This is a genomic window from Agrobacterium deltaense RV3 (assembly GCF_900013505.1).
Taxonomy (GTDB): Bacteria; Pseudomonadota; Alphaproteobacteria; order Rhizobiales; family Rhizobiaceae; genus Agrobacterium; species Agrobacterium leguminum.
Genome location: NZ_LT009746.1, coordinates 206,393 through 233,061 on the forward strand (window position 1 = coordinate 206,393; position 26,669 = coordinate 233,061).

The following is a 26,669-nucleotide window of genomic DNA, read 5'->3' on the forward strand; positions in this document are numbered from 1 at the left end:
AAGCAATAGGCTGCCGGTCTTCAACAGTTTGCACGGGAAGAGAGGATTCTGGCCTTGCGGCCCTCTGCCCTGCCGTTAAAACGGAATTGTCCGCTCGCCACCTGTTTTACCCTGACAGCCGCCCGGCAACGGACATCATGGTTTGGAGGAAACCGCCGATGATCGCCAGCATTCTGATTGCCGTGGTTGCGGCCATCCATATTTACATCGTCATTCTGGAAATGCTGCTGTGGGAAAAACCAGCCGGCCGCAAGGCCTTCGGTCTTTCGGCGGATTTTGCCCGGCAGACGAAAGTACTGGCCGCCAATCAGGGACTGTATAACGGTTTTCTCGCAGCGGGGCTGATCTATGGGCTGATGCAGGGCGATGAAGGGCTGAGCTTCAAGGTTTTCTTCCTGACCTGCGTTCTGGTGGCCGGTATTTTCGGCGCCATCACCGCCAATATGAAGATCCTGTTCATTCAGGCATTGCCGGCATTGTTCGCGCTCGGCTTCCTTTGGATCGGAGCATGAACCGATGAGCGCATGGAACGATCACAGCGCAAAAGACGCCCTCAACCGGATTTTCATGGCGGCAGTGGCAAGCGCCGATCCGGCAAAGGTGCTGCAACACCACCTTCCCTCCCCGCCCAAAGGCCGCTGCGTGGTGGTGGGCGCCGGCAAGGCTTCGGCCGCCATGGCTGCGGCGCTCGAAGCGGCATGGCCGCATGTCGATCTTTCCGGTGTGGTGGTGACGCGTTACGGTCATGCCGTCCCGACTGCGCGCATCGAGATCATCGAGGCTTCGCATCCGGTGCCGGACGATAAGAGCGCGGAAGCGGCAAAACGCATTCTCGCAGCCGTTGCAGGCTTGACTACCGACGACATGGTCATCGCGCTGATTTCCGGCGGCGGTTCGGCGCTGATGGTGGCACCTGCCGAAGGCATGACGCTTGCCGACAAGATGGCCGTCAATCGTGCCCTTTTGGCCAGCGGCGCGACGATTTCCGAAATGAACGCCGTGCGCAAACATCTCTCCCGCATCAAGGGCGGGCGGCTGGCGCTGGCTGCCAAACCGGCAAGGGTCGTTTCGCTGCTGATTTCCGATGTGCCGGGCGACGACCCCTCCGAAATCGCCTCCGGCCCGACGGTTGCCGATCCGAGCGATATTGAAAGCGTGCGGGAAATCGTCTCCCGTTATGCGCTCGATCTTCCCGAAAACGTGCGCAAGGTGCTGGAAAAAGGCGAGGAAACCCCCAAGGCGGGCGATATCGAGGAGGATATCCGGCTCATCGCGGCTCCTTCGCTCGCCCTGCAGGCGGCGGCGGATGAGGCGGTGAAACTCGGGCTTACGCCGCTCATCCTCGGAGATTCGCTGGAGGGTGAATCAAAAGATGTCGGCGCTGTCATGGCCGGCATCGCGCTTTCCGCCAGCCGTAAGGGCCTGCCTGTGAAAGGCCCCGCCGTGCTGCTTTCCGGCGGCGAAACCACAGTGACGCTGAACAGGGGCGTTGGCGGCAAGGGACCGGCCGGCAAGGGTGGCCGCAATACGGAATTCCTGCTCAGCCTTGCGCTGACCCTGAAGGGTGCGGACGGCATCTGGGCCATTGCCGGCGATAGCGACGGCATAGACGGCGTGGAGGATGCGGCAGGTGCAGTGGTGACACCGGACACGCTTGCCCGCATGCGCGAAGCCGGTGTCGATCCGCGTCAATCGCTCGTGGGCCACGACAGCTACACCGCTTTCAGGGCAGCAGGAGACCTTGTCGTGACGGGGCCGACGCTGACGAATGTGAATGATATCCGCGCGATTTTGATCGGTTGATAGCGGGGGAGCCCGCAGGGATTACCGGCCTTCGGTGTGAGCATCGTGGAGGGAAGACGTTTTGACTATGCCCTCGGACAGGAGTAATCTGGCGGGATATCCTTTGGAGCCTCAGCCATGCGTCCTGGAGTGCTCATACTTGGCCTGATCATGGCCCTTATTCCGACTTTGGCGGATGCCCACAATTGCAAATGCCGAAATCGCGGCGTCATGTTCCAGCTCGGCCAGACATCCTGCCTGAAGGTTGATGGCGGCTCTTATCTCGCACGCTGCGAGATGAAGCTCAACGTTTCGTCATGGACAAAGATTCAGGACGGTTGCCCCATAACAGAAAGGGTGCAGACGCAATCAACCCGCGTCAATTGATCCCATCGGCAGATGACGCCAAGGGCATCTTCTCCCCGGCATCGGGGAGAAGAAATACGCGGCAACCTAGTCTTACAGCTTCACCCAGCCGCCATTCTTCTTGCCGGACTCGATGCAGGCCGTGACGAAAGCGACACCTTTAACCCCGTCGTCCACGGTCGGGTAAATCACCGCCTTGTCGAGCGCCGAGCCGCTGCGGCGGGCTTCGATGGCATGCGCCGCCTCGGTATAGATGGTGGCGAAGGCTTCGAGATAACCTTCCGGGTGGCCGGACGGAATGCGGGTGACGCGCGCTGCGGCAGCACCTGCCCCGGCGCCGCCGCGGGTGATCAACTGCTTGGGTTCGCCAAGCCTCGTGAACCAGAGATAGTTTGGGTCCGCCTGCGTCCACTCGATACCGGCCTTGTCGCCATAAACACGCACCTTCAGCCCGTTTTCGTGGCCGACCGCAACCTGGCTGCACCAGAGCAGCCCCTTGGCCGCCTGCTTGCCGCCCTTTTGCTTGAAGCGCAGCATCACATGCGCATTGTCGTCCAGCCGTCGGCCTTCGACAAAGGTGTGCACATCTGCCGCCAGCTCATCCGCTTCCAGACCGGAAATGAAGCAACCGAGATTATAGGCATGGGTGCCGATATCGCCGGTGGAGCCGCCGACACCGGATTGCGCCGGATCGGTACGCCAGACAGCCTGTTTCGCACCGGTCTGCTCCACCGCTTCCGTCAGCCAGTCCTGCGGATATTCCATCTGCACCAGACGGATATTGCCGAGTTCACCGGCCTCCACCAGTTCCCGCGCGTGCCGCACCATGGGATAGCCGGTATAATTATGCGTCAGGATGAACAGGGCATCGGCCTTGTCGGCCACCTGCTTCAGCTTTTTGGCGTCCTCCAGATTGGAGGTCAGCGGCTTGTCGCAGATGACATGGATGCCGCGCTCCAGAAACGCCTTGGCGGCCGGATAATGCACATGGTTCGGGGTGACGATCGCCACCGCCTCGATGCCATCCTCGCGCAGCGCTTCCTTTTCGGCCATTTCCTCGAACGAACCGTAGCAGCGCTCGGGATCGAGCCCCAGCTCACGGCCGGAGGCTAGGGATTTTTCCGGCGTCGAGGACAGGGCCCCCGCCACGAGATCGAAGCGATTGTCGAGTCGCGCGGCCATGCGGTGAACGCCGCCGATAAATGCGCCCGAACCGCCCCCCACCATGCCAAGGCGAATCCGCCTGTTCGCCTTGTCGGTTGTCTTTCCTTCAATAGCCATAATATCTCCCCTGAAATGCTCTCAAAGCCCAAGCATACGGCGGTTGGCCGCATCGTCCGTGCCGCTCGATGCGAAATCGTCAAAGGCTTTTTCCGTGACGCGGATGATATGCGCCTTGACGAATTCGGCTCCTTCCCGAGCACCGTCTTCAGGATGCTTCAGCGCGCATTCCCACTCGACCACGGCCCAGCCGTCGAAATCATTGGCCGCCATTTTCGAGAAAACCGCACCGAAATCCACCTGCCCGTCGCCCAGCGAACGGAACCGGCCCGCGCGGTTGACCCAGCCCTGATAACCGCCATAAACGCCCTGCCGCCCGGTCGGATTGAACTCCGCATCCTTGACGTGGAACATCTTGATGCGGTCCTTGTAGATGTCGATATTGTCGAGATAATCGAGGCATTGCAGAATGTAATGCGACGGATCGTAGAGCATGTTGGCGCGCTTGTGGTTCCTCACCCGCTCCAGGAACATCTCGAACGTCACGCCATCATGCAGGTCTTCGCCGGGATGGATTTCGTAGCAGACATCCACACCCTGCTCATCGGCATAATCGAGGATCGGCGTCCAGCGTTTCGCCAGCTCGTCGAAGGCTGTTTCCACCAGACCGGCCGGGCGCTGCGGCCACGGGTAAACGAAGGGCCAGGCAAGCGCACCGGAGAAGGTCGCATGCGCCTTGATGCCGAGATTTTTCGAGGCTTTCAGCGCCAGCTTCACCTGCTCCACCGCCCATTGCTGGCGGGCCTTTGGATTGCCGCGCACTTCAGGCGCTGCAAAACCGTCGAACGCCTCGTCATAGGCCGGGTGAACGGCAACCAGCTGGCCCTGCAGATGGGTGGAAAGCTCGGTCACCTCGACACCGTTCTGGCGCGCGACCCCGGCAAATTCGTCGCAATAATCCTTCGATTCCGCCGCTTTTTTGAGATCGATCAGCTGTCCGGCCCATGTCGGCACCTGCACACCGGCATAGCCCTTTTCCGCCGCCCATTTGGTAATGCCGTCCCAGCTGTTGAAAGGTGCGGCATCGCCGGCAAACTGGCCGAGAAAAAGACCCGGTCCCTTGATCGTTCTCATAAAAATCTCCTCCTGCATCGATACAGTTTCGCGGTAATCCGCTTTTTTCCCAAGCGCCAAGCTAACCGCTCGTGATTTTCAAACAAGCCCCAAAAGCGGAGGGACGAGAGAATTTCCGCATTTCGTTGAAAATGCTGAAGGCGCTTAAAGCGCCAGTCCGCTCGCCCTGTCGAAGACGTGCACACGCTCATGGTGCACGGTGGCAGCAAAGGGAGTGTTGACCTTGACCGGCTGCTCGCCATCCACCACCGCCGTCACATGATCGCCCGCCAGTTCGAAGATCACATGGGTCTGTGCGCCGGTCGGCTCCACCAGCAGCGTCCGGCCGGAGAGCGACACATCACCGCCGATGGCCGAGCCGATATGTTCCGGCCTCAAGCCAATCGTCACCGGCTGGTCGCGTTTCACCTTTCGAGAGGCGGCAATGCGGATCGCGGTTCCGTCCTTCAGCCGGGCGGCAGGCTGGTCTCCCTCGCCATCGACCACGCATTCGATGAGGTTCATGGCCGGTGAGCCGATGAAGGCGGCGACGAAGAGATTGGCGGGCGTCTTGTAGAGCTCGAGCGGCGTGCCCTGCTGTTCGATGCGACCGTGATTGAGCACCACCACCCGGTCCGCCAGCGTCATCGCCTCGATCTGGTCGTGGGTGACATAGATTGAGGTCGTGCCGACCTTCTGGTGCAGCGCCTTGATTTCGCTGCGCATCTGCACGCGAAGCTTGGCGTCGAGGTTGGACAGCGGCTCATCGAACAGGAAGACGGCCGGGTTGCGCACCACGGCGCGGCCCATGGCGACGCGCTGGCGCTGGCCGCCGGAGAGTTGCGAGGGCTTGCGATCCAGAAGCTTGCCGAGATCGAGCATGCGAGCGGCTTCCGCCACGCGCTCTTCAATGACGTTTTTCGGCTGGCCGGCTAGCTTCAGGTTGAAGCCCATGTTTTCGGCCACCGTCATATGCGGATAAAGCGCATAGGACTGAAACACCATGGCGATGTTGCGCTCACGCGGGGTCATGCCATTGACCACCTTCTCGCCGATGAGAATATCCCCATCGGTGATTTCCTCCAGCCCGGCGATCATGCGCAGCAGGGTGGACTTGCCGCAGCCGGAAGGCCCGACCAGGGCGATGAATTCGCCATCCGTAATATCGAGCGAGATGCCGTGAATGACATCGAGGGCGGCATAGGACTTGCGGATATCCCTAAGTTCGACGGAAGCCATGTTTTGCTCCTTTCACGTCACGATTTGACGGCACCGGCCGTCAGGCCCGCGATGATGTGTTTCTGTGCGAGGAAGAAGACGATGACGGTCGGCAGGATCGTCAGCGTGATGAAGGCGAGAACGAGCTGCCATTCGGTGCCGAATTCACCGCGATAGACCATGATGCCGAGCGGCCAGGGATATTTCGATTCCGAATTCAGCATGATCAGCGGCAGGATATAGCTGTTCCAGCTGCCGACGAAGGAAACGATGCCGACGGTCGCCACGATCGGCCGCGAGAGCGGCACGGAAATGTGCCAGAAGAAGCGCAGATAACCGCACCCATCCACGAAGGCGGCCTGAAACAGCTCCTCCGGCAGATTGCGGAAATAATTGCGGAATAGGAGAATGCTCATGCCAAGCCCGAAGGCCACCTGCGGCAGCACCACACCCCAATAGGTGTCGAGCAGGCCGAGATCGCGGATGCGGATGAACAACGGCAGGATGGCGGTGGCCGCCGGGAACATCAGTCCCAGCAGGAAATAATTCAGCAGGAAGGACGAGCCGAAGAACTTCACATGCGCGAAGGTGAAGGCGGCCATGGCCGAGACGGTCAGCGTCAGGAATACCGTCAACAGCGCGATGACCAGCGAATTGAAGATTTGCAGCCAGTAGCGTTTTCCGAAGAGAATATCGCCATAATTGGCCCATTGCCATTCGGCCGGGATGCCGAACGGGTTCACACGCAGGTCTCCCAGCGTCTTGAAGCCGCCAAGCGCGGTGGTGAGCAACGGGATGAGCACGATGGCCGCGATCAGACTCAGCGATATATAAAGATAGAGCTTGGTTTGCAGCGGCATGCGGACGGAGGTGGATGTGTCAGTCATGGCGCATGAAAATCCTTTTGTAACCGAAGGCGAGCGTCACGCAGATGACGAAGAGAACGACGCCGACCGCGCTGCCAAGCCCCACCTGCATGCGCATGACGCCGTAGGTGTAGAGGAAAGTGACCATGGTCTGCGTGGAGTTGGACGGCCCGCCGCCGGTGAGCGGCATGATCATGTCGAAGAGCTGCAGCGAGCCGATGACCGCAAAGAAGACGGACAGGCGAACGGTGGAGCCGAGCATCGGCAAGGTGACGTATCGGAATTTCTGCCAGCCGGAAGCGCCATCGATTTCGGCGGCTTCCAGCACATTCTTGTCGACGGATTGGAGGCCGGCGATGAACAGCATCATGTGAAAGCCGAAATATTTCCAGACGATGACGCCGAGCACGGCATAGATCGCCACATCCTTATCGGCCAGCACATAGGGATTGGCGAAACCGAAGAAATTGGAAATGGCGGCAAACAGGCCATAATCGCCATCATAAACGAAACGCCAGATCAGACCCGCCGCGACGTCAGCGAGAACGTAAGGCAGAAAGAACACCAGGCGGAAGGCGACGACGCCGGGAATGCGGTGCGCCAGCATCATGGCGAGCCAGATGGCCAGCGGAATCTGAATCAGGATCGAAATGAGGATAATGAGGCCGTTATTGATCAGGGCCTGTGAGAATGCGGCATTGCCGAAAAGCACCTGGAAATTCTTCAGGCCGACAAAATCGGTCGGCGTGCCGTAGCCGTTCCAGCGGTAAAGACTGTACCACGCCGCCTCGCCCATGGGCAGGATGACGAACAGGGTAAAGAGCAGCAGTGCGGGCGGCAGGAAGACCAGAAGGGTCAGCGCCCGGTCATGCGCGACCGAGCTTTGCTTGCGCTTTGTCTTCGCCGCGCCGCGCGCCGGTATGGACGCAGAAGTCATGGAAATATCCGTCATTTCTATCCGCTTTCGTGGAGGCAGATAAGCAGCGCCGCACATTCGCGGCGCCGCCGTGGAAACCAGATCAGCGCAGTTCGAATGCGTCCTGAATCTGCTGGGCACCCTCTTCGGCAGTCATCTGGCCGGAAACGATCTCAACCGAGATATCGTTGACGACACGACCAACGGCAGCGCCGAGCGTCTGGTCGAAGAAGTTCTGGTGCCAGGTGGAAGCAGCCAGCTGCTTGGCGGAATCCGCCAGCAGCGGGTTCTTCACCGCACCGGCAGCCCCTGTGGCAACCGGCAGGATCATACCGGCGGTCGCCATTTTCTCTTCGCTTTCCTTGCTGGTAAGGAAGGTGGCGAAATCGATCGCTTCCTTGGACGCGTTTTTCGTGACAGCCCAGCCGTTCAGGCCGCCCAGCGTATCTGTGGCCTTGCCCGCACCGCCCTCGACAACCGGGAAGGCGAAGCGGCCGATATTGTCTGCGGCCAGCCCCTTGCCGTCACCGGCATTCTTGCGCTGGTTGGCTTCCGTATTGTCGAAACCGAGAATAATCGCCGCCTTGCCGTCGCCGAAGACACCGAGCGCCTGTGGCCAGGTAGAGCCGAGATAACCGGGCTGGAAGGGTTCGAGCTTGCCGAACTCGGCCAGCTGTTCACCCGCCGTGATGATCGCCGGATCCATGAAACCTTCGCCTTCGCCCTTGCGGGCGGCATCGAACACGGCCTGCCCGCCATTGCGCATGACGAGATAGCTCCAGTAGAAATGGATCGGCCATTTTTCACCGCCGCCACCGGCAATCGGGACGATGCCCGCTTCCTTGATCTTCTTGACCGTGGCGCTGAAATCGTCCCAGGTCTTGATGTCATCGGCCTTCACGCCGGCCTTGGCAAACAGCTCCTTGTTGTAAAAGAAGCTGACAAGGCTGACACGGTAAGGCACGGCCCAGACCTTACCGTCGAAAGACAGGCCGTCGATTGCGGATGCATTATAGGCCTGCCGCAGCTTGCCGCCATTGGCGTCGAAAACCTCGGTCAGATCCTTCAGCGCACCGGTCTTGGACTGTTCCTCAAGGACGCCGCCACCCCAGCTATAGAAGAAATCCGGCACGTCGTTGGATTGCAGCAGCGTCGGCAATTTCGCCTTGAAAGCCTCGTTTTCGAGGAACTGCAGCTGAATATCGACATCGGGGTGCTTGGCCTCGTATTCCTTGGCGATCTCCTCCCAGACAGCCACGGATTTTGGGTCCAATTCCACATGCATCCATTTAACGACGGTCGCCGCCGAGGCGCTGGCCGCGCCGAGCATCAGGGCTATGCTTGTCGTTGCGGCAAAGGCAATCCGCCTGCCGCTCAGGCTTGCGCCTGCGTGCCAATAGGTCATGTTCGTGATCCTCCCTGGGGTTCCTCACCATTTATTCCCCAATGCGGATTAATTCACCCCACACCCTGCCCAATGTCAAGGCGGGTTGCTGATTTTTTACCCTGATGGCTTGACACACCCCTCCCGGCAGACGTTATTTAATCCGCAATCCGATATAAATTCGTTTTAGATCGAAGCCGATCGCAGCAGGACCCCATGAAGACCGCAGACCCAGAATTAATGCGCGCGATCAACAGGCTGAGCGTGCTGGACAGCATCCGCCGCCATGGGCCGATCTCGCGGGTGGAAATCAGCGAAAGAACTGAGCTTTCCACCACCACCGTCTCGGCTATTACCGCCTCGCTGCTCGATGACGGGCTTATCCTCACCCGTCATATCGGCGATATCCGCACCGAAGGCGCACGCGGCAGGCCGCGCGTGATGCTGGAACTGAACCCGGATGCCGCCCGCGTGGTGGGCGCCAAGATCGCCGCAAGCCGCATGGTCTTCGTCGTTACTGATTTCTGCGGCAACGTGCTTTCAACGCTTGCACTACCGATCCGTGTCGACCGTCAGCCCATCGGCGTCATCGCCGATCTTGTGGAGGACGGGGTGCGGCGCTGCGTCGTCGATGCCGGTCTTTCGCTGGAAGATGTGGACATGGTCTGCCTGGGCCTGCCCGGCGTCATCGAGCATCGCACCGGGAAAATTCGCAGCAGCCCGATTTTACGCGAAGTGAACGTCAATTTCGCCGAGGAAATGACCGCGCGGCTGAATTCGCCGACCATTATCGAAAGCGACGCCCACGCCATCACGCTCGCCCATCACTGGTTCGGCCATGCGCGCGATCTGGAAGACATGGTGCTGATTTCGCTCGAACAGACGCTGGGGCTTGGCGTGCTGCACCAGAACCAGCTGTTTCGCGGTGCCGGCGGGCTCAGCCACAATCTCGGCGACCTCGTCATCGGCCTTGCCAATGAGGGCACGGTGCGGCTGGCGAGCCAGGCGGGCGAAAACGCCATTCTGGGCTCCCGCCCGGCGGATGGGCGCTTTGCCGAGGCGATCCGGCTCGGCCGCGGCATGCAGCATGCCCATGCATTGATTGCGGCGGAAGACCACGATCTCATCGCGGCCGCTTTGCGCGCCGGCGCAGCGCTCGGCCTGACGCTTGCCAATATCGTCACGCTGTTTGCGCCGCCACGGGTCATCATCACTGGCTCCAGCCTCGAGCTCGGAGAACCCTTCATCGCCAGTATTCGTGACAGCTACAACGCCGCCGTTCCGCCTTCGCTGGCCGGCGTCGCCGAGCTGGTTTTCGACATTGCGAGCGACGAATTATGGGCGCAGGGGGCTGCGGCCGTCGCGCTTTACGAACTTTACGAATCGCCATGGAACACCACGGGACCGGCGCTTTAACCCACGGGTTGAGCACGGGCTTCGGCATTTCTGATTTACGGGAGGAAATCACATGAACAGGGTCGGTATCGGCATCATCGGCTGCGGCAACATCTCCAGCGCCTATCTCAAGGCCATGGCGTCGTTTCCCATTCTCGACATTCGCGGTCTTGCGGATATGAACGAGGAGGCCGCAAGGGCCCGCGCCGATGAATTCGGCCTCCAGGCAAAAAGCATCGACGCGCTTCTCTCAGATCCTTCCGTGGAGATCATCGTCAACCTGACCATTCCCAAGGCGCATGTGGAAGTTGGCCTGCGCGCGCTGGACGCGGGCAAACATGCCTATTCCGAAAAACCGCTCGGTATCAATTTCGCCGAGGGCAAGCGGCTTGCGGATGCGGCAAAGGCAAAGGGCCTTCGCATCGGCTCGGCCCCGGATACTTTCCTCGGCGGCGGGCACCAGACCGCACGCCGGCTGATCGATGAGGGCGTGCTCGGCCAGCCGGTCGGTGGAACGGCCACCTTCATGTGCCCCGGCCACGAGCGCTGGCACCCCAACCCGGCCTTTTATTACGAGGTCGGCGGCGGGCCGATGCTGGATATGGGGCCCTATTACATCACCGATCTCGTCAACCTGTTCGGCCCGGTCGCCAAAGTGGCGGGCTTTGCCATCTCGCCGCGCAATGAACGCCTCATTACCAGCGAGCCGAAGAACGGTGAAAAAATCCCCGTCCACGTCGCCACACATGTGTCCGGCGTGCTGGCTTTTGAGAACGGCGCCGTGGTGCAGGTGGGCATGAGCTTCGATGTGGCGGGCCACAAACATGTGCCGCTGGAACTCTATGGCACCGAAGGCACGTTGATCGTCCCCGATCCAAACCATTTCGGCGGCGAGGTGCAATTGCTGAAAAAGGGCGGCCAGTTCGAGCCGCAGGCGCTGTCGTCCCCCTATGCTGACGGCAATTATCGTTCGATAGGCGTCGCCGACATGGCCCATGCGATCCGCGAGAACCGCCCGCACCGCGCCAATGGCGATCTTGCCCTGCATGTGCTGGAGGTGATGGAAGCCTTCCAGACCGCATCGGACACCGGCACCGCCATTTCCATCACCACCAAGGCGGAGCGCCCTGCTCCGCTTGAAACATCGCTGGTCAACGGCCAGCTCGGCAAATAATTCGGAGGAGGAAATAAATGCGCGAAGCACTCATCGTCTGGGGCGGCTGGAGCGGCCACGAGCCGCAGGAATGCGCCACCATCGTCAAGGACATGCTGGAGGAGGACGGTTTCAAGGTCTATGTGGAGCACTCAACCGAGGCCTTCGCCGATCCTTCGGTGCATGATCTGAGCCTCGTGGTGCCCATCGTCACCATGTCGAAGATCGAAAAGGAAGAGATCAAGAACCTGACGGCCGCCGTGGAAAACGGCGTCGGCATTGCCGGTTTTCATGGCGGTGCGGGCGACAGTTTCCGCGAATGTGTGGAATATCAGTTCATGATCGGCGGCCAATGGGTTGCCCATCCCGGCAATATCATCGACTACCATGTCAACATCATCCGCCCCGACGACCCGCTGATGGAGGGGATTTCCGATTTCCCCTATACGTCGGAGCAATATTACATGCATGTCGACCCCTCCAACGAGGTTCTCGCGACGACGAAGTTTACAGGTGAGCACGCATGGTGGATCGACGGCGTGGTGATGCCGGTTGTCTGGAAACGCAAATACGGCAAGGGCCGCGTCTTCTATTCGGCGCTCGGCCATCAGGCCAAGGAGTTTTCCGTGCCGCAGATGAAAACCATGTTCCGCCGTGGCGCGAATTGGGCGGCGCGTTGAGGTTGTCGGTAGGAGGCGGCCAAGTACTCTCTCCGTCATGCCGGACCTGATCCGGCATCCAGCAGCCGCGCGTCTGCGCGGCGTCAGGAGTCTTTCACGATCAAGGACTTGATCGCGCTGGACCCCGGATCAAATCCGGGGTGACGGAGAATGGCTGTGTGAACCGCCCTCTCCTCAGCCGCGAATAATCTCTTCCGCCGCCATCGCCGCGCTGAGCACATGATCGTCCGTGCCGTGCAGGCCGGAAAGCAGCAGGCCGACCGGCATGCCCGCATCGCCCGTTCCGCAGGGGATCGAAACACCGCAGAGATCGAAAAAATTGCCGATCTGGGTGTTACGCAGGGTCTTCGCATTCATGGCGAAAAAGGCATCGTCACTCTCGAGAAGCGGCGCGACTTTGGCCGCGACATGCGGCAATGTCGGCGATACCAGCAGCTCTTGCCTGCCAATCATGCCGGAAAACGCCGCCGTCATGCGTTCGCGCGCGTCGATGATGGCGATATAGTCCGGCAGGGAAATATTCGCGCCGAGCCCTGCTCTGGCCACCACGCGCGGGTCCATGCGGGCGGCGTCGGCACCTTCCAGCCGGGTCTTGTGCAGGGCGAAGGCCTCAGCCGTCACCAGCGCACCCTTTTCCCTGATAAGATCGAACAGTTCCGAAAAAATCGGGAATGCCTGCCGCCGCACCGAAGCGCCGGCGCGGACGAGACGTTCCACCGCCTGCTCGAAAGCGGCTGCGACGCCATCCTCGATGCCATCGAAAAAGACCGTTTCCGGAACCACCAGCGACAGGCCGGAAAGAGGCGCGCGCGTGAGATCGGCAGCCGCCTTGCCGCGCATGGCGGCATCCACCCAGACGGCGTCCTGTACGGTGTGCGTGAGCGGGCCGAGCGAATCGAGGCTTTTCGCCAAGGGATAAACCCCGCGCATCGAATAACGGCCACGACTTGCCTTGTAACCCACCACGCCGTTGAAGGCGGCGGGAATACGCACCGATCCACCGGTATCGGTGCCGATCGCTACCGGCACCAGACCGGCAGCCACGGCGACGCCCGCACCCGACGAAGAGCCGCCCGGCAGACGGTGACCATCCGTAGAAGCAGGATTGCGGGGCGTACCGTAATGCGGATTGATGCCGAGACCGGAGAACGCGAACTCGCTCATATTGGTGCGGCCGATGCAGATCATGCCCGCCTGTTTCAGCGCCGTCACCACATCCGCGTCGCGAGACGCAGGCTTATCGTTGGCAAGCACCGTCGATCCCGCCGTGGTCGCCATGCCTTCAAGGTCAAACAGGTCCTTCCAGGCCACCGGAATACCATCGAGCACACCACAGGAACGGCCCTCACCAATGCGTTTCGCCGCGGCTTCCGCCTCCGACATCGCCCGCGCTGCCGTCAACTCAACAAAAATCGCCTGATCGTCCCCGCCGCCGATCGCATCCAGCGTCTCTTCCACCAGGGCACACGGATCGAGATGGCCGCTCTGGAGGAGTACGGAAAGCTGCGCGATGTTTTTGCCTTTATGAGCCATGATATCTTCCCTGAAAGCAGCATGTTGCGCACAACATGCCGTTTATCGGCCAATTGGCAAGGCCAATCGCCGCGCTATCGAGGACCGGCATGCCGGATCGGGAAACATGGCAGCGATCGCAGAATTTTGGAGTTTATCCTTGACGATTCATTTCCAACCTCTGATTTTTTCAACCTGAGGTGCAGGAACGCCATCTCTTATATAAGCTACGACTATAAAAAGACGGATTAATTCTTAATCGCATCTAAACTTTGTTGAATTATTTAGCAGACAGCATTGAAATGCATGCCCTATAAAATTCCATAAAACAATTATAACGCGACATCGCGGGGGACTATCGCGAATGGAAGAGACTGCCTATCGCGGGACAGATAGACAGGTTGAACCGGGCCACACGCTTCGCTCGCCAACGCAGCCGGAAACAGGCCGGTTTTCGCGGCGGCGTTCGCTCGCCAGCAAGATAACCCTGATATTCCTCGGCGGCGTGATCTTTTCCTACAGCATCGGTGCGCTTGTCGGCTGGTATATGTTCGTCGCCGCCGCCAGCGAGCAATGGCTCAACCAGGCCCGCGTTAATTCGCAGATCGCCAGCGCCACGCTTCGCAGCATCTACACTTATGTCAGCGTCACCGCCGATGCCGACGGGCAGGTCAACGGCATATTGACCGACAAACCCATCGGCGACGATGAATCCATTCTCGTCACCGGCTTCAACCCCAGCGATGTTCTCGCGCTTATCGGCGCACAGACCAAGAATGCCGTCTGGCTTTTCCGTTATGACGAGGCAGATTCCGGCTTCCGGCAGATCGCGGCGGCTTTCGACAACGCCACCGATGACGATGAAAAGCCGCTCGCCACCGATCCCATCTTTTCCCGGGATGCGGTCGCCGCGCGTTTTTCCACTGGTTTTGCGACCATCGGCGAATCCAGCCATTATATCGGCCTGCTGCCGATCATCAGCACGGAAACGAAGAAACCCATCGGCGCGGTCGCCGTCAGCATCGGCGGCTCGGACGCGCTTTATGGCGCGCAGCGCAAGCTCATCTATAATTCGCTCGCCGCGCTGATCGTGGTCTTGACCGTCACCGGCGTGCTTGTGACCGTCATCGCCCGGCATTTCCTGAAACCGGTCCCGGCGCTGGTGCAGGCGACGCTTCGGATCGCCCGCGAGGAAACGGATGTCGCCACGCCGTTTCAGGAGCGGCGGGACGAGATCGGCGACATGGCCACCGCCATCGAGACGTTGCGTGAGGCGGTTCTGGAACGCGGACGCCTGCGGCAGATTCGCGATATGGCGCAGCAGCTGGAACATATGGCCCATCACGATGCGCTTACCGGACTTCCAAACCGCGTGCTGCTGATGAAGACACTGGAAAACCGTCTCGAACAGCTTGCCGCGTCGGGCCAGCCATTCAACGTCATGCTGCTCGATCTGGACCGCTTCAAGGCCGTCAATGACACACTCGGACACGCCGCCGGCGATGCCCTGCTGGTGGCGGTGGCCTCACGGATTTCCGCCGTGCTGGGTGAAAACGACATGGTAAGCCGTCTCGGCGGCGACGAATTCGCGATCATACAATCGGCAAACGGTGATTGCGAGAGCGATGCGGCGATGCTGGCCGCGCGGGTGGTCCATGCCGTCTCGCGCAGTTTCGGTCTCGAAGGCAGCGATATCAGCATCGATACCAGCATCGGCATCGCCTGCGCGCCGGGCCACGGCACATCCGCAACGCAGCTTCTGCAACATGCCGATCTCGGCCTTTACCGGGCGAAATCCATGGGCTGCGGCTATTTCGTCTTTTATGAGCCAGGCATGGACATGGCGGCGCAGCACAAGCATGCGCTGGAAATAGACATGAAATCCGCGCTCGAAAACCAGGAATTCGAGCTGCATTACCAGCCGGTTGTCAATCTGCAGAGCGGTCGCATCGTCGCTTATGAAGCGCTGGCCCGCTGGCGACACAGCAAGCTTGGCCTCATCGCACCGGACCGCTTCATCGCGCTTGCCGAAGAAAACAACTTCATCAAGCCGTTGGGCGAGTGGGTTCTGGCACAGGCCTGCAGGGATGCGATGACATGGCCCAAGGATATCAGGCTCGCCGTCAATCTATCCGCCGTTCAGCTCAGCAATGACGACATCGTACCGATAGTGGACCGGGCGCTTGAAACATCCGGCTTCCCGGCGGAACGGCTTGAACTGGAAGTGACGGAAACGGTCATGCTGGAGCGCGACAACAGCGCCCGAGCCCTGAAACTGCTGAAGGAAAGGGGCGTTCGCCTCGCGCTTGACGATTTCGGCACCGGTTATGCAGGGCTCAGCACGCTCACCCATGTCGCCTTCGACAAGATCAAGATCGACCGGGAATTCGTCTCCGGCCTGCCGTCCAATCCCATGTGTTCCGCCATCGTCAACACCGTCATCGACATGGCTGAACAGATCGGCCTGAAGGTCACCGCCGAGGGCGTTGAAAACAGGGAGCAGGTCGAAGCGCTCAAGCTTTCCGGCTGCGACGAAGCGCAGGGTTATTATTTTGCCGAGCCCGCGCCGCTTGCCCGCATTCTCAAGAACCGCGCCGTCATCACTCCGATCACGCAGGATGAATTCGGCGACATCGGTCGTCCGACACAGGAAACCTATTGCCCGCCACAAAAAGCCATTTGAGAAACCGGCCGCCGGCCCAGAGGACATAAAATGCGTCTTTCAGTATTTTGCCTTTTCCTCACATGCCTTGCTCCCATCACGCCTCTCCAGGCTGCCGGCGAAGGCAATACGCTCCAGCAGATCGCCAAAACCGCAAAGATCCGCATCGGCTATCGCGAAGCCGAACCGCCCTTTTCCTATCAATTGCCGAATGGGGAGGTCACCGGTTTCTCGACCGATCTTTGTCGGGCGATCAGCGAAGATATTCGCAGGAAGCTGAAGCTCGACAGGATCGAACTCGAATATGTCAAGGCGACGCCCGCGACCCGCTTCATCCTTGTCCGCGGCGGCCAGATCGACATTGAATGCGCGGCCACGACCAACAATAGCGAACGCCGCAAGATCGTGGATTTCTCCTATCCCAACTTCATGACCGCAACGCAGTTTCTCTCCCGCAAGCAGGACAATCTGAAAAGCCTTGCCGATCTCGCCGGGCGGTCCGTCACATCCGCTTCCGGCACCGTCAATATCGAGCAGCTCAACGCCGTCAACCGGGCGAAGAACCTCAATATCTCGGTGATGCCGACGAAAACCAATGAGGAGGCCTTCGAACTCGTGGTCTCCGGCAAGGCCTCCGCCTTTGTCATGGATGGCATATTGCTCGCGGCGCTGGCGGCAACATCAGAGAATCCGGACCTCTATGCGCTTTCTGAGGAAACGCTGAGCGCCCCCGAGCCTTATGGCCTGGTTTTCCGGCGCAACGATCCGGGTTTCAAGGCGGCGGTCAATGAGAGCCTTCGGCATATTTTCACCGGGCCGGTTATTCATGGCCTTTATGAAAAGTGGTTCACCAAGCCCATTCCCCCAAACGGCATGAACCTGAACTTGCCGATGGCCGCCTCTCTGAAACAGGCATACGAACATCCGAGCGAATACCAGGACTGAGAGCGCAAGGCGTCCACCCGTATCGATTTTCATGAAAATGTTTTGACGGATTCTTTGGCTGGAGATGCGCGATGCAGAGATCGACATTATGGCTTATGCTCGTTTTTTCAAGTCTTCTTCCCGCCCAGGCGGTGAGCGAGGATGCCCAACCGCCGACACTTGAAACCATTGCCAGAACCGGCACCATCAAGCTCGGTTATGCAGATCGCAATATTCCCTTTTCCTATCTCGGCACCGGCCCGGAGCCTATTGGCTACAGCATCGAGCTATGCCTGAGAGTGGCGGATTCCATCAAGAAAAAGCTCGGCTTGCCGGAACTGAAGGTCGAGTTCGTCAAGCGCACGCCCAGCAACCGCATCATGCTTCTCAATGACGGCACGATGGACATGGAATGCGTGGCGAGCACGAATACCGAGGAGCGGCGCAAGGCCGTGTGGTTCTCTTACAGCCACTTCATCACCGGCACCCGTTATGTGGCGCTGAAATCGAGCGGCCTCAACACCGTCGCCGATCTCGCCGGGCGAACGGTGGTGGTCACGACGGGAACCATCAACATCACCCAACTCAACGTGCTCAATCGCAAACTGGGGCTGAACGTCGCTGTTCTGCAAAATGACAGCACCGAGGGCAGTTTCGACATGGTGACGGAAAACCGTGCCTCGGCCTTCGTCATGGACGACATACTTCTTCGCTCCTTCGTTGCCGAGACCGGCAAGCCGGAAGACTACGTCATCTCCGACGAATATCTCGCTCCGCCGCAGCCCTATGGCCTGATGCTCCGCCACGGCGATACCGGCTTCCGCGACGCCGTCAACGAAGCGCTCGGCCAAATCTATGAGAGCGGCGAAATCGATAAAATCTACGACAAATGGTTCAATGCGCCGATCCCGCCAAACGGAATCAACCTGAAGCGCCCGCTGCCCGGCGATCTGGCGGAGGCATTTCGAAAACCCGTCGATACGACAGCGGAATAAAAACGCCGCCCGGTGGCGGGCGGCGTTTTTTCAAGACGTATCTTACGCGGCGCGCAGATCTGCACCCAGAGGAATCTCGACATCGATCTCCAAGATGGAGACATGCTCGTCGCGATCCATCTTCACATGCACCCGGTCATTGTCGATCTGCACATGTTTGGCGATGACGCCGAGAATTTCTTCCCTGAGGATGGCGACCAGATCGGAGCCGGAGGATGCCCTTTCGTGGGCGAGCAGCACCTGCAGGCGTTCGCGCGCAAGCGGTGCCGACTTCTGTTTGCGGAAAAGACTGAAGATGCTCATGCAGCCCTCCTTGCGAAGATCTTGGAGAAGATGCCACGCTTCTCGCCCGGAATGACCACCGGAATATCCTCGCCGGACAGGCGGCGGGCGGCGTCGAAATAAGCCATGGCCGGCGCGCAGCGGGCATCGGCCAGCGTAACAGGCGCACCGACGTTCGAGGCCCGCAGCACATCCGTGCTTTCGGGAATGATGCCGAGCAGCGGAATGGAGAGAATTTCCAGAACGTCGTCGACCTTCAGCATATCGCCACGCTCGGCGCGGGAAGCGTCGTAACGTGTCAGAAGCAGATGCTTCTCCATGCGCTCGCCGCGTTCCGCCTTCAGCGTCTTGGAATCCAGCAGACCGATGATGCGGTCGCTGTCGCGCACCGAGGAGACTTCCGGATTGGTGACCACGACGGCCACATCCGCATGGCGCATGGCCAGCGTCGCGCCGCGTTCGATGCCGGCGGGGCTGTCGCAGATCACCCAGTCGAAGTGCTTCTTCAGCTCGTTGATGACCCATTCGACACCTTCCGGCGTCAGATTGTCCTTGTCGCGCGTCTGCGAGGCAGGCAGCAGGAACAGCGTCTCGAGGCGCTTGTCGCGGATCAGCGCCTGCGTCAGCTTGGCATCACCCTGGATGACGTTGACGAGATCGTAAACCACGCGGCGTTCAGCACCCATGACGAGATCGAGGTTGCGCAGGCCGACATCGAAATCGACGACCACGACCTTCTCCTTGTTCTGCGCCAGTGCGGCGCCAAGCGCTGCGGTCGAGGTGGTCTTTCCCACCCCGCCCTTGCCGGAAGTTACAACGACTACCTTCCCCATATGGCTCTCCTGTTCCTGTGTTGTTTCTCTGTTATCAGCCAAGCTTTGCGGCCTTGATCGTATCGTTTTCCAGCCAGAGCTGAACGGGCTGGCCGCGCAGCTTGTCGTCGATGTCCTCGGCCACCTTGTAGACGCCGTCGATGGCCAGAAGCTCCGCTTCCAGCTTGCGGCAGAAGATGCGCGCCGAAACATTGCCGAGCGAACCGGCCATGGCGCGACCGCGCAGAGCGCCGTAAATATGCACCGAACCGCCGGCGATGATTTCCGCCCCCGAGGCGACCGAACCGATGACGGTCACGTCACCCTCGGGAAACATGATCGACTGGCCGGAGCGAACCGGCTCGTTGATGACCAGCGACGGCACGACGGCCCTGACCTCACCGGCAGTGCGCGGCTTTTCCTCCGGCAACTCGGCAGCGATGGCGACCGGCTCAACCTCGACATCGGAAGCGGGCTTTCCGCCCTTCAGCGACGGCGGCATGCCCGGCTCGATCATCGAGGGGCGAACGCCCTCGATACCCATGATGCCGACATTGCGCTCCGTCAGCGCCGCCAGCAGCTCCTTCAGCCCCGCCTTGTCGAGCGACAGCTCCGACACATCCAGAACCACCGGACGCGACAGGAAGAAGCCCGCTGAACGGGCGGCTAGATCATCGAGCCTTTCCAGCCATTGATCGACCGGAGATTCGGGAGACAGGACGACTGCGAGGAAGGAGCGGCCTTTGATACGGATCGAACGCTGGTCTGTTAGCACTTTGGTCATCTTGGTAAACAAATCGTTGACAATTAGGTACCTCGAATATGGTTAACAAATGGTTAACGCCGCCCCTGAAGCGGCGGACTCGTTAAGAAAATTCCGCCCCGAAAAACCTCATGCGAAACATTCAAAATCCATCATTACCTCTTGATTTAACGCGTTTCCGGCACTTGTGAAAACTCACGATAGCAGCTCATCCTTGCTGCAACCTGACGCCCGTCATCGCGAGATGGGCACGCCATGTCCCCTACCCCAACCCGGCGAGTCGCGGAACCCGCAACGTCCGATTCCGGGACAACATCCACCTTCGGCCAGATGACCGCATTATGCCTTCGAGGTGGAAAAGCGATTCCGTTATCTCCGCCGATGCTGTAGAGACAGGCGTCCCGACAGCTTCAACGGAAGAATGAGATGCACAGCAAAGTCCCGCCGCAGAACCAGATATTTTCGCAAGACTATGCGGCCTTCCTGTTCGACATGGATGGAACATTGCTCAACTCGATTGCGGTGGTGGAACGGGTCTGGCGCGAATGGGCCGTGGACAACGGCATAGAGCCGAACGCTTTCCTGCAGCGCATCCATGGCATGCGCGCGTCGGAAGTGGTGCGCCGCGAGGCCGTTCCCGGTCTCGATGTCGCGGAACAGGCGGCGATGCTGCTGCAGAAGGAAATGGACGATGTCGACGGGATCCTCCAGATTCCCGAGGCTGCGGCATTTCTCGAAAAATTGCCGGCCGGCAAATGGGCAATCGTCACCTCCGCCGCCCGCGCGCTCGCCGAGCGCCGACTGGCGGCCGCAGGCCTCACCCCGCCTGCGGTGATGATCTGCGCCGAGGACGTGGTGAACGGCAAGCCCGATCCGGAAGGATATAAAAAGGCGGCGGAAAAGCTCGGCGTCGCGCCTGAAAACTGCGTCGTCTTCGAGGACGCCCCCGCCGGAATTCAGGCCGGGGAAAGCATGGGCGCCACCGTGGTCGTCATCAACGCCACCCACTCCCATCTCATCGAAACGCCGCATCTTTCCATAGGCGGATATGGTGAGCTGGATGTCGTCATCGGCGAGAACGGCGCCCTGAGGCTCGCAGGTGGCAGGGGCTGAAAAGCCGATCTTTCTATCCGCTAACAAGCCATCCCACCCAACGCCATCCCCGGGACTGTCCCGAGGATCTAATCACCTATCGTAAAACTGACCGGTAGCAGATGCTCGGGACAAGCCCCTGCTGTCCGGTTTAAATTTGGTGGACATGGCGCACGGTGTTGATTCTACTCGTATTCGAGCGTTTGGCGACGATCTCGGACACGAAAGAGGAGCAACACCGTGCGGCACAAGAATAGCGTCTTTCATGATCTTTTGAAGCGTATTCCCTGGGCGGCGTTTGAGCGGCTTGTGGATGAACACGGGGCTGACAAGCATGTCCGCCGGCTGTCGACCAAAAGCCAGTTCGTCGCCCTCCTGTATGGGCAGTTGGCGGGTTCGGTGAGCCTGCGCGAGATCGTCTTTGGCCTGGAGAGCCACTCTGCACGGCTCTATCATGTCGGCGCAAAGCCGGTGTCGCGCTCGACGCTTGCCGATGCCAATCGTCTGCGTCCGAGCCCTGTCTTTGCCGGGCTGTTTGCGCAGATGGTGGCGATGGCGGGACGCGGCCTGCGCCGGGCGGTGGGCGAGGCAACCTACCTCATCGATGCGACAGGGGTTCGCCTCTCCGGTGCCGGATCGCAGTGGGCGCGGTTTTCCCATCAAGCCTGCGGCGTCAAGGTCCACATCGTCTACGATGCGGATGCCGAACAACCGATCTATGCGGCGGTCACGCCGGCCAATATCAACGACATCACGGCTGCCAAGGCCATGCCGATCGCATCAGGCGCAACCTATGTCTTTGATCTTGGCTATTATGATTTCGGCTGGTGGGCCAAGCTGGACAAAGCCGGATGCCGGATCGTCACCCGGTTCAAGTCGCATACGCCGCTGACGGTCACCCATGAGCAGGCGGTGGACGGCGACGGTGTCATCCTGTCCGACCGCATCGGCCTGTTGCCGGCCCGCCAGGCCAAAAGCCGCAAAATCCGTTCAGCGATCCGGTCCGCGAGATCACCATCAGGACCGAGACGGGAAAGGTGTTGCGCATATTCTCCAATGATCTCGATGCACCGGCTCACGAGATCGCCGATCTCTACAAGCGCCGTTGGGCGATCGAACTGTTCTTCCGCTGGGTCAAGCAGACGCTGAAGATCAGCCATTTTCCTCGGCACGTCAGAAAATGCCGTGCGCATCCAGATCGCTGTCGCCCTGATCGCGTACCTGCTCCTGCGATTGGCGCAGGCTGACCAGAAGACCGTGCCAAGCCCACTCGCCTTCGCCCGGCTGGTACGCGCAAACCTCATGCACCGGCGACGCACCGATCGGCTTCTCGATCCGCCACCAGACAAACCCAGAAACCAAATCCAGATGGCCTTCCAATGGCCGCAAATTTAAACCGGACAGTAGTGGGACAAGCCCGAGCATGACGGCGGCAAGGTTTGCGAACTTTACCATCCTCTTATGCACAAAGACTCGGGCTGGCTGAATGCCCACTCCAAGCCGGAATGACGGAAGTGGTAGAAGCCCGGAATTAAGACAACGCCCGACCTGCTGAACCGCCTCAAACTCCGCCCCCACACTTTTCCACCAGCGGCCAATTGACAGCACCGCATAAATGCGCCCTAATAAAATTGGTAAGACCATCTTACCGCTTGCGCGATTGGGGGAGACTTTCGCGCTGGGAGGATATCATGTTTGTGGCTCTGGAGCCGCGCCGCCTTTACCGGCTGGTTGCGGAACAAATTCGCTTGCTCATCGAAAGCGGGGAACTGACGGACGGTCAGCGCCTGCCGGCGGAACGCGACCTTGCGGAACGCTTCGGCGTATCACGCCCCACGGTGCGGGAAGCGCTTATCGTTCTTGAAGTGGAAGGCCATATCCATATTCGCATGGGTTCGGGCGTCTATGTAAACGCAACCGGCAAACAGGGGAAAGAAAAGCCAACAGTGCCGGATGCGCATGGGCCTTTCGAAATCCTGCAGGCGCGTTGCATCATCGAAAGCGCGATCGCAGAGGAAGCCGCACGGCTCGCCACGCCGGAATGCATCGTCAAACTTGATGACATCATCGAGCGCATGGCCGGCGCACTAGACAATTCACCGCAGGCACTCAATCTCGACCGGGCCTTTCACACCGCCATCGCCGACATCATCGGCAACTCGGCGCTCAACCGCTTTACCGGCCTGATCTATGACGAGCGCAGCCTGTCGCCCTTTTTCGAAAAGCTCGCCAGCTATTTCGAGGGGCCGCACACCTGGAACCTTGCCGTTCAGGAACACCGCGCAATCCGCGACGCCATTGCCGCTAACGACCCGGAAGGCGCGCGAGAGGCGATGCGGCAGCATCTGACGCTGTCGCAAAAGAGATTTTCCGAAAGTTTCGGGGAGGAAACGATCGGAGAAGAGTGACCGCGCCGCAACCGGCGACGGGAAAAATGAGAAATCTGGCTTTAATTCGGGAGGAGTTAAGAATGAAAATCAGATTGTCGACTTTGATGGGCGCAACAGCCGCCATCCTGCTTTCCGCGCTCGCGGCGCAGGCGCAGACCACGCTGAAATGGGCGCATGTCTACGAGACCTCCGAACCGTTCCACACCGATTCGGTCTGGGCTGCGGAAGAGATCGCCAAGCGCACCGAAGGCCGCTACAAGATCGATGTCTTTCCGGCTTCGCAGCTCGGCAAGGAAGCCGATATCAATCAGGGCCTGAAAATCGGCACCGTCGATATCATCATTTCCGGCTCCAGCTTTGCCGCGCGTGACTTCAAGCCGATCGGCGTCACCTACTTCCCCTATATCTTTCGCGACCCGAGCCATCTGATCGCCTACACCAAGAGCGATATCTTCAAGCGGCTCGCCAAGGGTTATGAAGACAAGACCGGCAACCACATCGCCGCCGTCAGCTATTACGGCACGCGTCACACCACATCGAACAAGCCGATTGCCGCCTGCGCCGACATGGCGGGGCTGAAGATGCGCGTTCCCGACGTTCCGGCCTATCTCGCCATGCCGCGTGCCTGCGGCGCCAACACCACCCCGATTGCCTTTGCGGAAGTCTATCTGGCGCTCCAGAACGGCACCGTCGATGCGCAGGAAAACCCGCTGACCACCATCGAGGCGAAGAAGTTCTTCGAAGTGCAGAAGAACATCGTCCTGACCGGCCATATCGTCGACCACCTCAACACGGTGATTTCGAAGAACCTGTGGTCGCAGCTCTCCGATGAAGACAAGAAAATCTTCACCGAAGTCATGCAGCAGGCTGCCGAGCGCACCACCAAGACCATCGAAAGCCGCGAAAAGAGCCTCGTCGAAGACTTCAAGAAACGCGGTCTCACCGTCGCCGAGGTGGACAAGGCCGACTTCGAGAAGAACGTCCTCGAAAAAGTGAAGTTCGAGGACTTCGGTTACGACAAGGCCGACTGGGAAGCCATTCGCGCCGTCAAGTGAGCCAAGATCCGGTGCGGCCCCGTTGCCGCACCGCCCTTTCTCTCCAGACGGGATATCTCAATGTCGCAGGAAATCCATACTCAGGTCACGCCTGAGGAACTCGCCCATACGTTCGACGAGGCGCCGCCGGAGGTCGATCTCAAGGTCTATTCATTCGAAGACTGGGTCACGCTTGGCCTCTTCTGGCTGATGACGGGCTGCGTGTTCCTTCAATTCTTCACCCGCTACGTGCTCAACGACAGCTACGCCTGGACGGAAGAAATCGCCGTCAACTGCCTGATCGGCGTCGTCTTTTTGGGTTCTGTCATGTGCGTGCGCATGTCGCGCCACATCCAGGTGGATGTGCTTTATCACTATGTGCCGCCACAGGTGGCCCGCGCCATGTCGATCCTTGTCGATGCGCTGCGCATCCTCTTCTTCGCCTACACCTCATGGCTGATGTGGCGCTATCTGGAAATCGTCGCCGATGAGGAAATGGTCACCGTGGCGCTGCCGCGCAACATCGTTTTCTACACGGTTCTGGCCGCTTTCGTTCTGATGTTCTTCCGCTCGGTGCAGGTCTTCATCGCCAATATGCAGCGCGGCTACTCCGTTCTGGAACGGCCCGAAGAATTCCAGAGCGCGGGGGATTGATCACATGCTGCTTCTTATCGGCTCCTTTCTTCTCCTGATGCTGATCGGCCTGCCCGTCGCCATCTCGATGGCCTCGGCCTCGCTGCTCTATATCGTCTTCTACAATGTCGCGCCTGATATCATCGCGGCGCAGCGCCTGATCGCGGGTGTGGAAAGCTTCCCGCTTCTGGCCGTTCCCTTCTTCATCCTTGCCGGCAACCTCATGAACACGGCGGGGGTAACGGGACGCATCTATTCCTTCGCCGTCGCACTCGTCGGCTGGATGAAGGGCGGCCTTGCACAGGTCAACATCATCGGCTCGGTGATCTTTTCCGGCATGTCCGGCACCGCGCTTGCCGATGCGGCCGGTATCGGCACCATCGAAATCAAGGCTATGAAGGATCACGGTTATCCGGTCGAAGCGGCCGTCGGCGTCACCGCCGCCTCCGCAACGCTCGGCCCGATCTTCCCGCCGTCGCTGCCCTTCGTCATCTATGGCATGATGGCGAATGTCTCCATCGGCGCGCTGTTCATGGCCGGCATCGTTCCGGGCGTCGTGATGACGCTTCTGATGATGATCACGGTTGCGGTCTTCGCCTATATCAAGGGCTGGGGCTCCGATACGCCCTTCAGCCTCAGAACCATTTTCGGCGCATCGATCGAAGTCTTCGTGGTGATGATGGTGCCGCTCGGCATCTATATCCTCACGGCGTTTGGCCTGTCGCTCAACCTGTCGATCCTGATCGTGCTGGTGATATTGCTGGCCTGTGACTGGTATTTCGACTTCTCGGCCGTGATGGCGCTGATGACGCCTGTCATCCTGATCGGCGGCATGACCATGGGCTGGTTCACACCGACGGAAGCCGCCGTTGCGGCCGTCCTCTGGTCGTTGTTCCTCGGGCTTGTCCGTTACCGGACGATGACCTTCAAAACGCTGGCGAAATCGACCTTCGACACGATTGAGACGACCGCTTCGGTGCTCTTCATCGTCGCGGCGGCCTCAGTCTTCGCATGGCTGCTGACGGTCAGCCAGGCGGCGCAGCTTCTGTCGGCGGCGATCCTGACGATCACCGACAGCAAGTGGATTTTCCTCGTGCTGGTCAATCTCCTGATGCTGTTCGTCGGCTGCTTCCTCGATACGATTGCGGCCATCACCATCCTCGTGCCGATCCTGCTGCCGCTGGTGCTGCAGTTCAATATCGATCCGGTGCATTTCGGTCTCATCATCACGCTCAACTTGATGATAGGCCTGTTGCATCCGCCGCTCGGCATGGTGCTGTTCGTGCTCTCGCGCGTGGCGAAACTCTCCGTCGAACGCACGACCATGGCTATTCTGCCCTGGCTGGTGCCGTTGTTCGTGGCGCTGCTGCTGATCACCTTCGTTCCGGCCATCACGCTGTGGCTGCCGACCGAAATGGGCCTGATCCGCTAACGCCAATATCATCGCCCGCGCGGTTTCCCGCGCGGGCTTCTTCC

At 59.9% G+C, this 26,669-nt stretch carries 24 protein-coding genes and 1 pseudogene; 15 read left to right on the plus strand and 10 right to left on the minus strand.

What is annotated here, in order from left to right; translation table 11 throughout:
* The first annotated feature begins 158 nt into the window (after window positions 1-158).
* From AGR7B_RS15365 to AGR7B_RS26185, 3 genes are all read left to right on the plus strand, one after another.
* The gene (locus AGR7B_RS15365; protein ID WP_078052716.1) at window positions 159-512 is read left to right on the plus strand and encodes a DUF1304 domain-containing protein; all 354 of its coding nucleotides are present in this window, start codon (window positions 159-161) and stop codon (window positions 510-512) included.
* A 4-nt stretch (window positions 513-516) separates the two neighbouring features.
* Window positions 517-1,803 (plus strand): glycerate kinase type-2 family protein, encoded by a 1,287-nt coding sequence (locus AGR7B_RS15370; protein WP_080857228.1) that lies wholly within the window; start codon window positions 517-519, stop codon window positions 1,801-1,803.
* A gap of 117 nt (window positions 1,804-1,920) precedes the next feature.
* Window positions 1,921-2,169: a hypothetical protein gene (locus AGR7B_RS26185; RefSeq protein ID WP_080857229.1), complete on the plus strand. Its 249-nt coding sequence runs from the start codon at window positions 1,921-1,923 to the stop codon at window positions 2,167-2,169.
* A 72-nt stretch (window positions 2,170-2,241) separates the two neighbouring features.
* On the opposite strand, the gene AGR7B_RS15380 is transcribed toward AGR7B_RS26185, so the two are convergent.
* The 6 genes from AGR7B_RS15380 to AGR7B_RS15405 form a co-directional block, all read right to left on the minus strand.
* Complete coding sequence (locus AGR7B_RS15380) at window positions 2,242-3,429, minus strand: Gfo/Idh/MocA family protein (RefSeq protein ID WP_065655512.1); 1,188 nt, start codon at window positions 3,427-3,429, stop codon at window positions 2,242-2,244.
* A 21-nt stretch (window positions 3,430-3,450) separates the two neighbouring features.
* Window positions 3,451-4,503 carry a sugar phosphate isomerase/epimerase family protein gene (locus tag AGR7B_RS15385; RefSeq protein ID WP_080858121.1) on the minus strand — a complete coding sequence of 351 codons (1,053 nt, stop codon included), beginning with the start codon at window positions 4,501-4,503 and terminating at the stop codon, window positions 3,451-3,453.
* A 144-nt stretch (window positions 4,504-4,647) separates the two neighbouring features.
* On the minus strand, window positions 4,648-5,721 hold the full coding sequence (locus AGR7B_RS15390) for an ABC transporter ATP-binding protein (protein ID WP_080857230.1): 1,074 nt from the start codon (window positions 5,719-5,721) through the stop codon (window positions 4,648-4,650).
* 17 nt (window positions 5,722-5,738) lie between these two features.
* Entirely contained in the window at window positions 5,739-6,587 is an 849-nt protein-coding gene (locus tag AGR7B_RS15395; RefSeq protein ID WP_078052712.1) for a carbohydrate ABC transporter permease, read from the minus strand.
* On the minus strand, window positions 6,580-7,518 hold the full coding sequence (locus AGR7B_RS15400; RefSeq protein ID WP_078052711.1) for a carbohydrate ABC transporter permease: 939 nt from the start codon (window positions 7,516-7,518) through the stop codon (window positions 6,580-6,582). Before AGR7B_RS15400 ends, AGR7B_RS15395 begins: the two co-directional genes overlap by 8 nt.
* A 67-nt stretch (window positions 7,519-7,585) precedes the next feature.
* A complete protein-coding gene (locus AGR7B_RS15405) occupies window positions 7,586-8,887 on the minus strand; it encodes an ABC transporter substrate-binding protein (protein ID WP_080857231.1) in 1,302 nt (433 codons plus the stop codon).
* Between the two features lie 195 nt (window positions 8,888-9,082).
* On the opposite strand from AGR7B_RS15405, the gene AGR7B_RS15410 reads away from it, so the two are divergent.
* The 3 genes from AGR7B_RS15410 to AGR7B_RS15420 are packed head-to-tail and all read left to right on the plus strand — an operon-like array spanning window position 9,083 to window position 12,094.
* Entirely contained in the window at window positions 9,083-10,282 is a 1,200-nt protein-coding gene (locus AGR7B_RS15410) for an ROK family transcriptional regulator (protein WP_065655517.1), read from the plus strand.
* Window positions 10,283-10,334: 52 nt separating this feature from the next.
* Window positions 10,335-11,435: a Gfo/Idh/MocA family protein gene (locus tag AGR7B_RS15415; RefSeq protein ID WP_078052709.1), complete on the plus strand. Its 1,101-nt coding sequence runs from the start codon at window positions 10,335-10,337 to the stop codon at window positions 11,433-11,435.
* A gap of 17 nt (window positions 11,436-11,452) precedes the next feature.
* Window positions 11,453-12,094, plus strand: coding sequence for a ThuA domain-containing protein (locus AGR7B_RS15420; RefSeq protein WP_078052708.1), 642 nt, complete (start codon window positions 11,453-11,455; stop codon window positions 12,092-12,094).
* A gap of 174 nt (window positions 12,095-12,268) precedes the next feature.
* Here AGR7B_RS15420 and AGR7B_RS15425 read toward each other — a convergent pair whose 3' ends face one another.
* Window positions 12,269-13,627 (minus strand): amidase, encoded by a 1,359-nt coding sequence (locus AGR7B_RS15425; protein WP_080857232.1) that lies wholly within the window; start codon window positions 13,625-13,627, stop codon window positions 12,269-12,271.
* A 343-nt stretch (window positions 13,628-13,970) separates the two neighbouring features.
* On the opposite strand from AGR7B_RS15425, the gene AGR7B_RS15430 reads away from it, so the two are divergent.
* The 3 genes from AGR7B_RS15430 (at window position 13,971) to AGR7B_RS15440 (ending at window position 18,187) form a co-directional block, all read left to right on the plus strand.
* A complete protein-coding gene (locus AGR7B_RS15430) occupies window positions 13,971-16,289 on the plus strand; it encodes an EAL domain-containing protein (RefSeq protein ID WP_080857233.1) in 2,319 nt (772 codons plus the stop codon).
* 30 nt (window positions 16,290-16,319) lie between these two features.
* Window positions 16,320-17,213: an amino acid ABC transporter substrate-binding protein gene (locus AGR7B_RS15435; protein ID WP_065655521.1), complete on the plus strand. Its 894-nt coding sequence runs from the start codon at window positions 16,320-16,322 to the stop codon at window positions 17,211-17,213.
* Between the two features lie 71 nt (window positions 17,214-17,284).
* Window positions 17,285-18,187 (plus strand): amino acid ABC transporter substrate-binding protein, encoded by a 903-nt coding sequence (locus tag AGR7B_RS15440; RefSeq protein ID WP_080857234.1) that lies wholly within the window; start codon window positions 17,285-17,287, stop codon window positions 18,185-18,187.
* A gap of 42 nt (window positions 18,188-18,229) precedes the next feature.
* Here AGR7B_RS15440 and minE read toward each other — a convergent pair whose 3' ends face one another.
* From minE to minC, 3 genes are read right to left on the minus strand one after another with little or no spacing between them, the layout of a single operon-like run.
* The gene (gene minE, locus AGR7B_RS15445; protein ID WP_020809474.1) at window positions 18,230-18,490 is read right to left on the minus strand and encodes a cell division topological specificity factor MinE; all 261 of its coding nucleotides are present in this window, start codon (window positions 18,488-18,490) and stop codon (window positions 18,230-18,232) included.
* Entirely contained in the window at window positions 18,487-19,302 is an 816-nt protein-coding gene (gene minD / locus AGR7B_RS15450; RefSeq protein WP_003506498.1) for a septum site-determining protein MinD, read from the minus strand. The genes minE and minD overlap by 4 nt, the downstream gene beginning before the upstream one ends.
* A 34-nt stretch (window positions 19,303-19,336) precedes the next feature.
* Window positions 19,337-20,065 carry a septum site-determining protein MinC gene (gene minC, locus AGR7B_RS15455; RefSeq protein ID WP_161987806.1) on the minus strand — a complete coding sequence of 243 codons (729 nt, stop codon included), beginning with the start codon at window positions 20,063-20,065 and terminating at the stop codon, window positions 19,337-19,339.
* A 405-nt stretch (window positions 20,066-20,470) separates the two neighbouring features.
* Here minC and AGR7B_RS15460 point away from each other — a divergent pair, with 405 nt between their 5' ends.
* The 6 genes and pseudogenes from AGR7B_RS15460 to AGR7B_RS15485 all read left to right on the plus strand — a co-directional run bounded on the left by AGR7B_RS15460 (window position 20,471) and on the right by AGR7B_RS15485 (window position 26,625).
* On the plus strand, window positions 20,471-21,157 hold the full coding sequence (locus tag AGR7B_RS15460) for an HAD-IA family hydrolase (RefSeq protein WP_080857235.1): 687 nt from the start codon (window positions 20,471-20,473) through the stop codon (window positions 21,155-21,157).
* A 219-nt stretch (window positions 21,158-21,376) separates the two neighbouring features.
* A pseudogene (locus AGR7B_RS15465) lies at window positions 21,377-22,531 on the plus strand (IS4 family transposase).
* 296 nt (window positions 22,532-22,827) lie between these two features.
* Entirely contained in the window at window positions 22,828-23,544 is a 717-nt protein-coding gene (locus AGR7B_RS15470; RefSeq protein WP_080857236.1) for a FadR/GntR family transcriptional regulator, read from the plus strand.
* 62 nt (window positions 23,545-23,606) lie between these two features.
* Complete coding sequence (locus AGR7B_RS15475) at window positions 23,607-24,581, plus strand: sialic acid TRAP transporter substrate-binding protein SiaP (RefSeq protein WP_078052583.1); 975 nt, start codon at window positions 23,607-23,609, stop codon at window positions 24,579-24,581.
* 60 nt (window positions 24,582-24,641) lie between these two features.
* Entirely contained in the window at window positions 24,642-25,214 is a 573-nt protein-coding gene (locus AGR7B_RS15480) for a TRAP transporter small permease (RefSeq protein ID WP_080857237.1), read from the plus strand.
* Window positions 25,215-25,218: 4 nt separating this feature from the next.
* Window positions 25,219-26,625: a TRAP transporter large permease gene (locus AGR7B_RS15485; protein WP_035220793.1), complete on the plus strand. Its 1,407-nt coding sequence runs from the start codon at window positions 25,219-25,221 to the stop codon at window positions 26,623-26,625.
* Window positions 26,626-26,669: the final 44 nt, after the last annotated feature.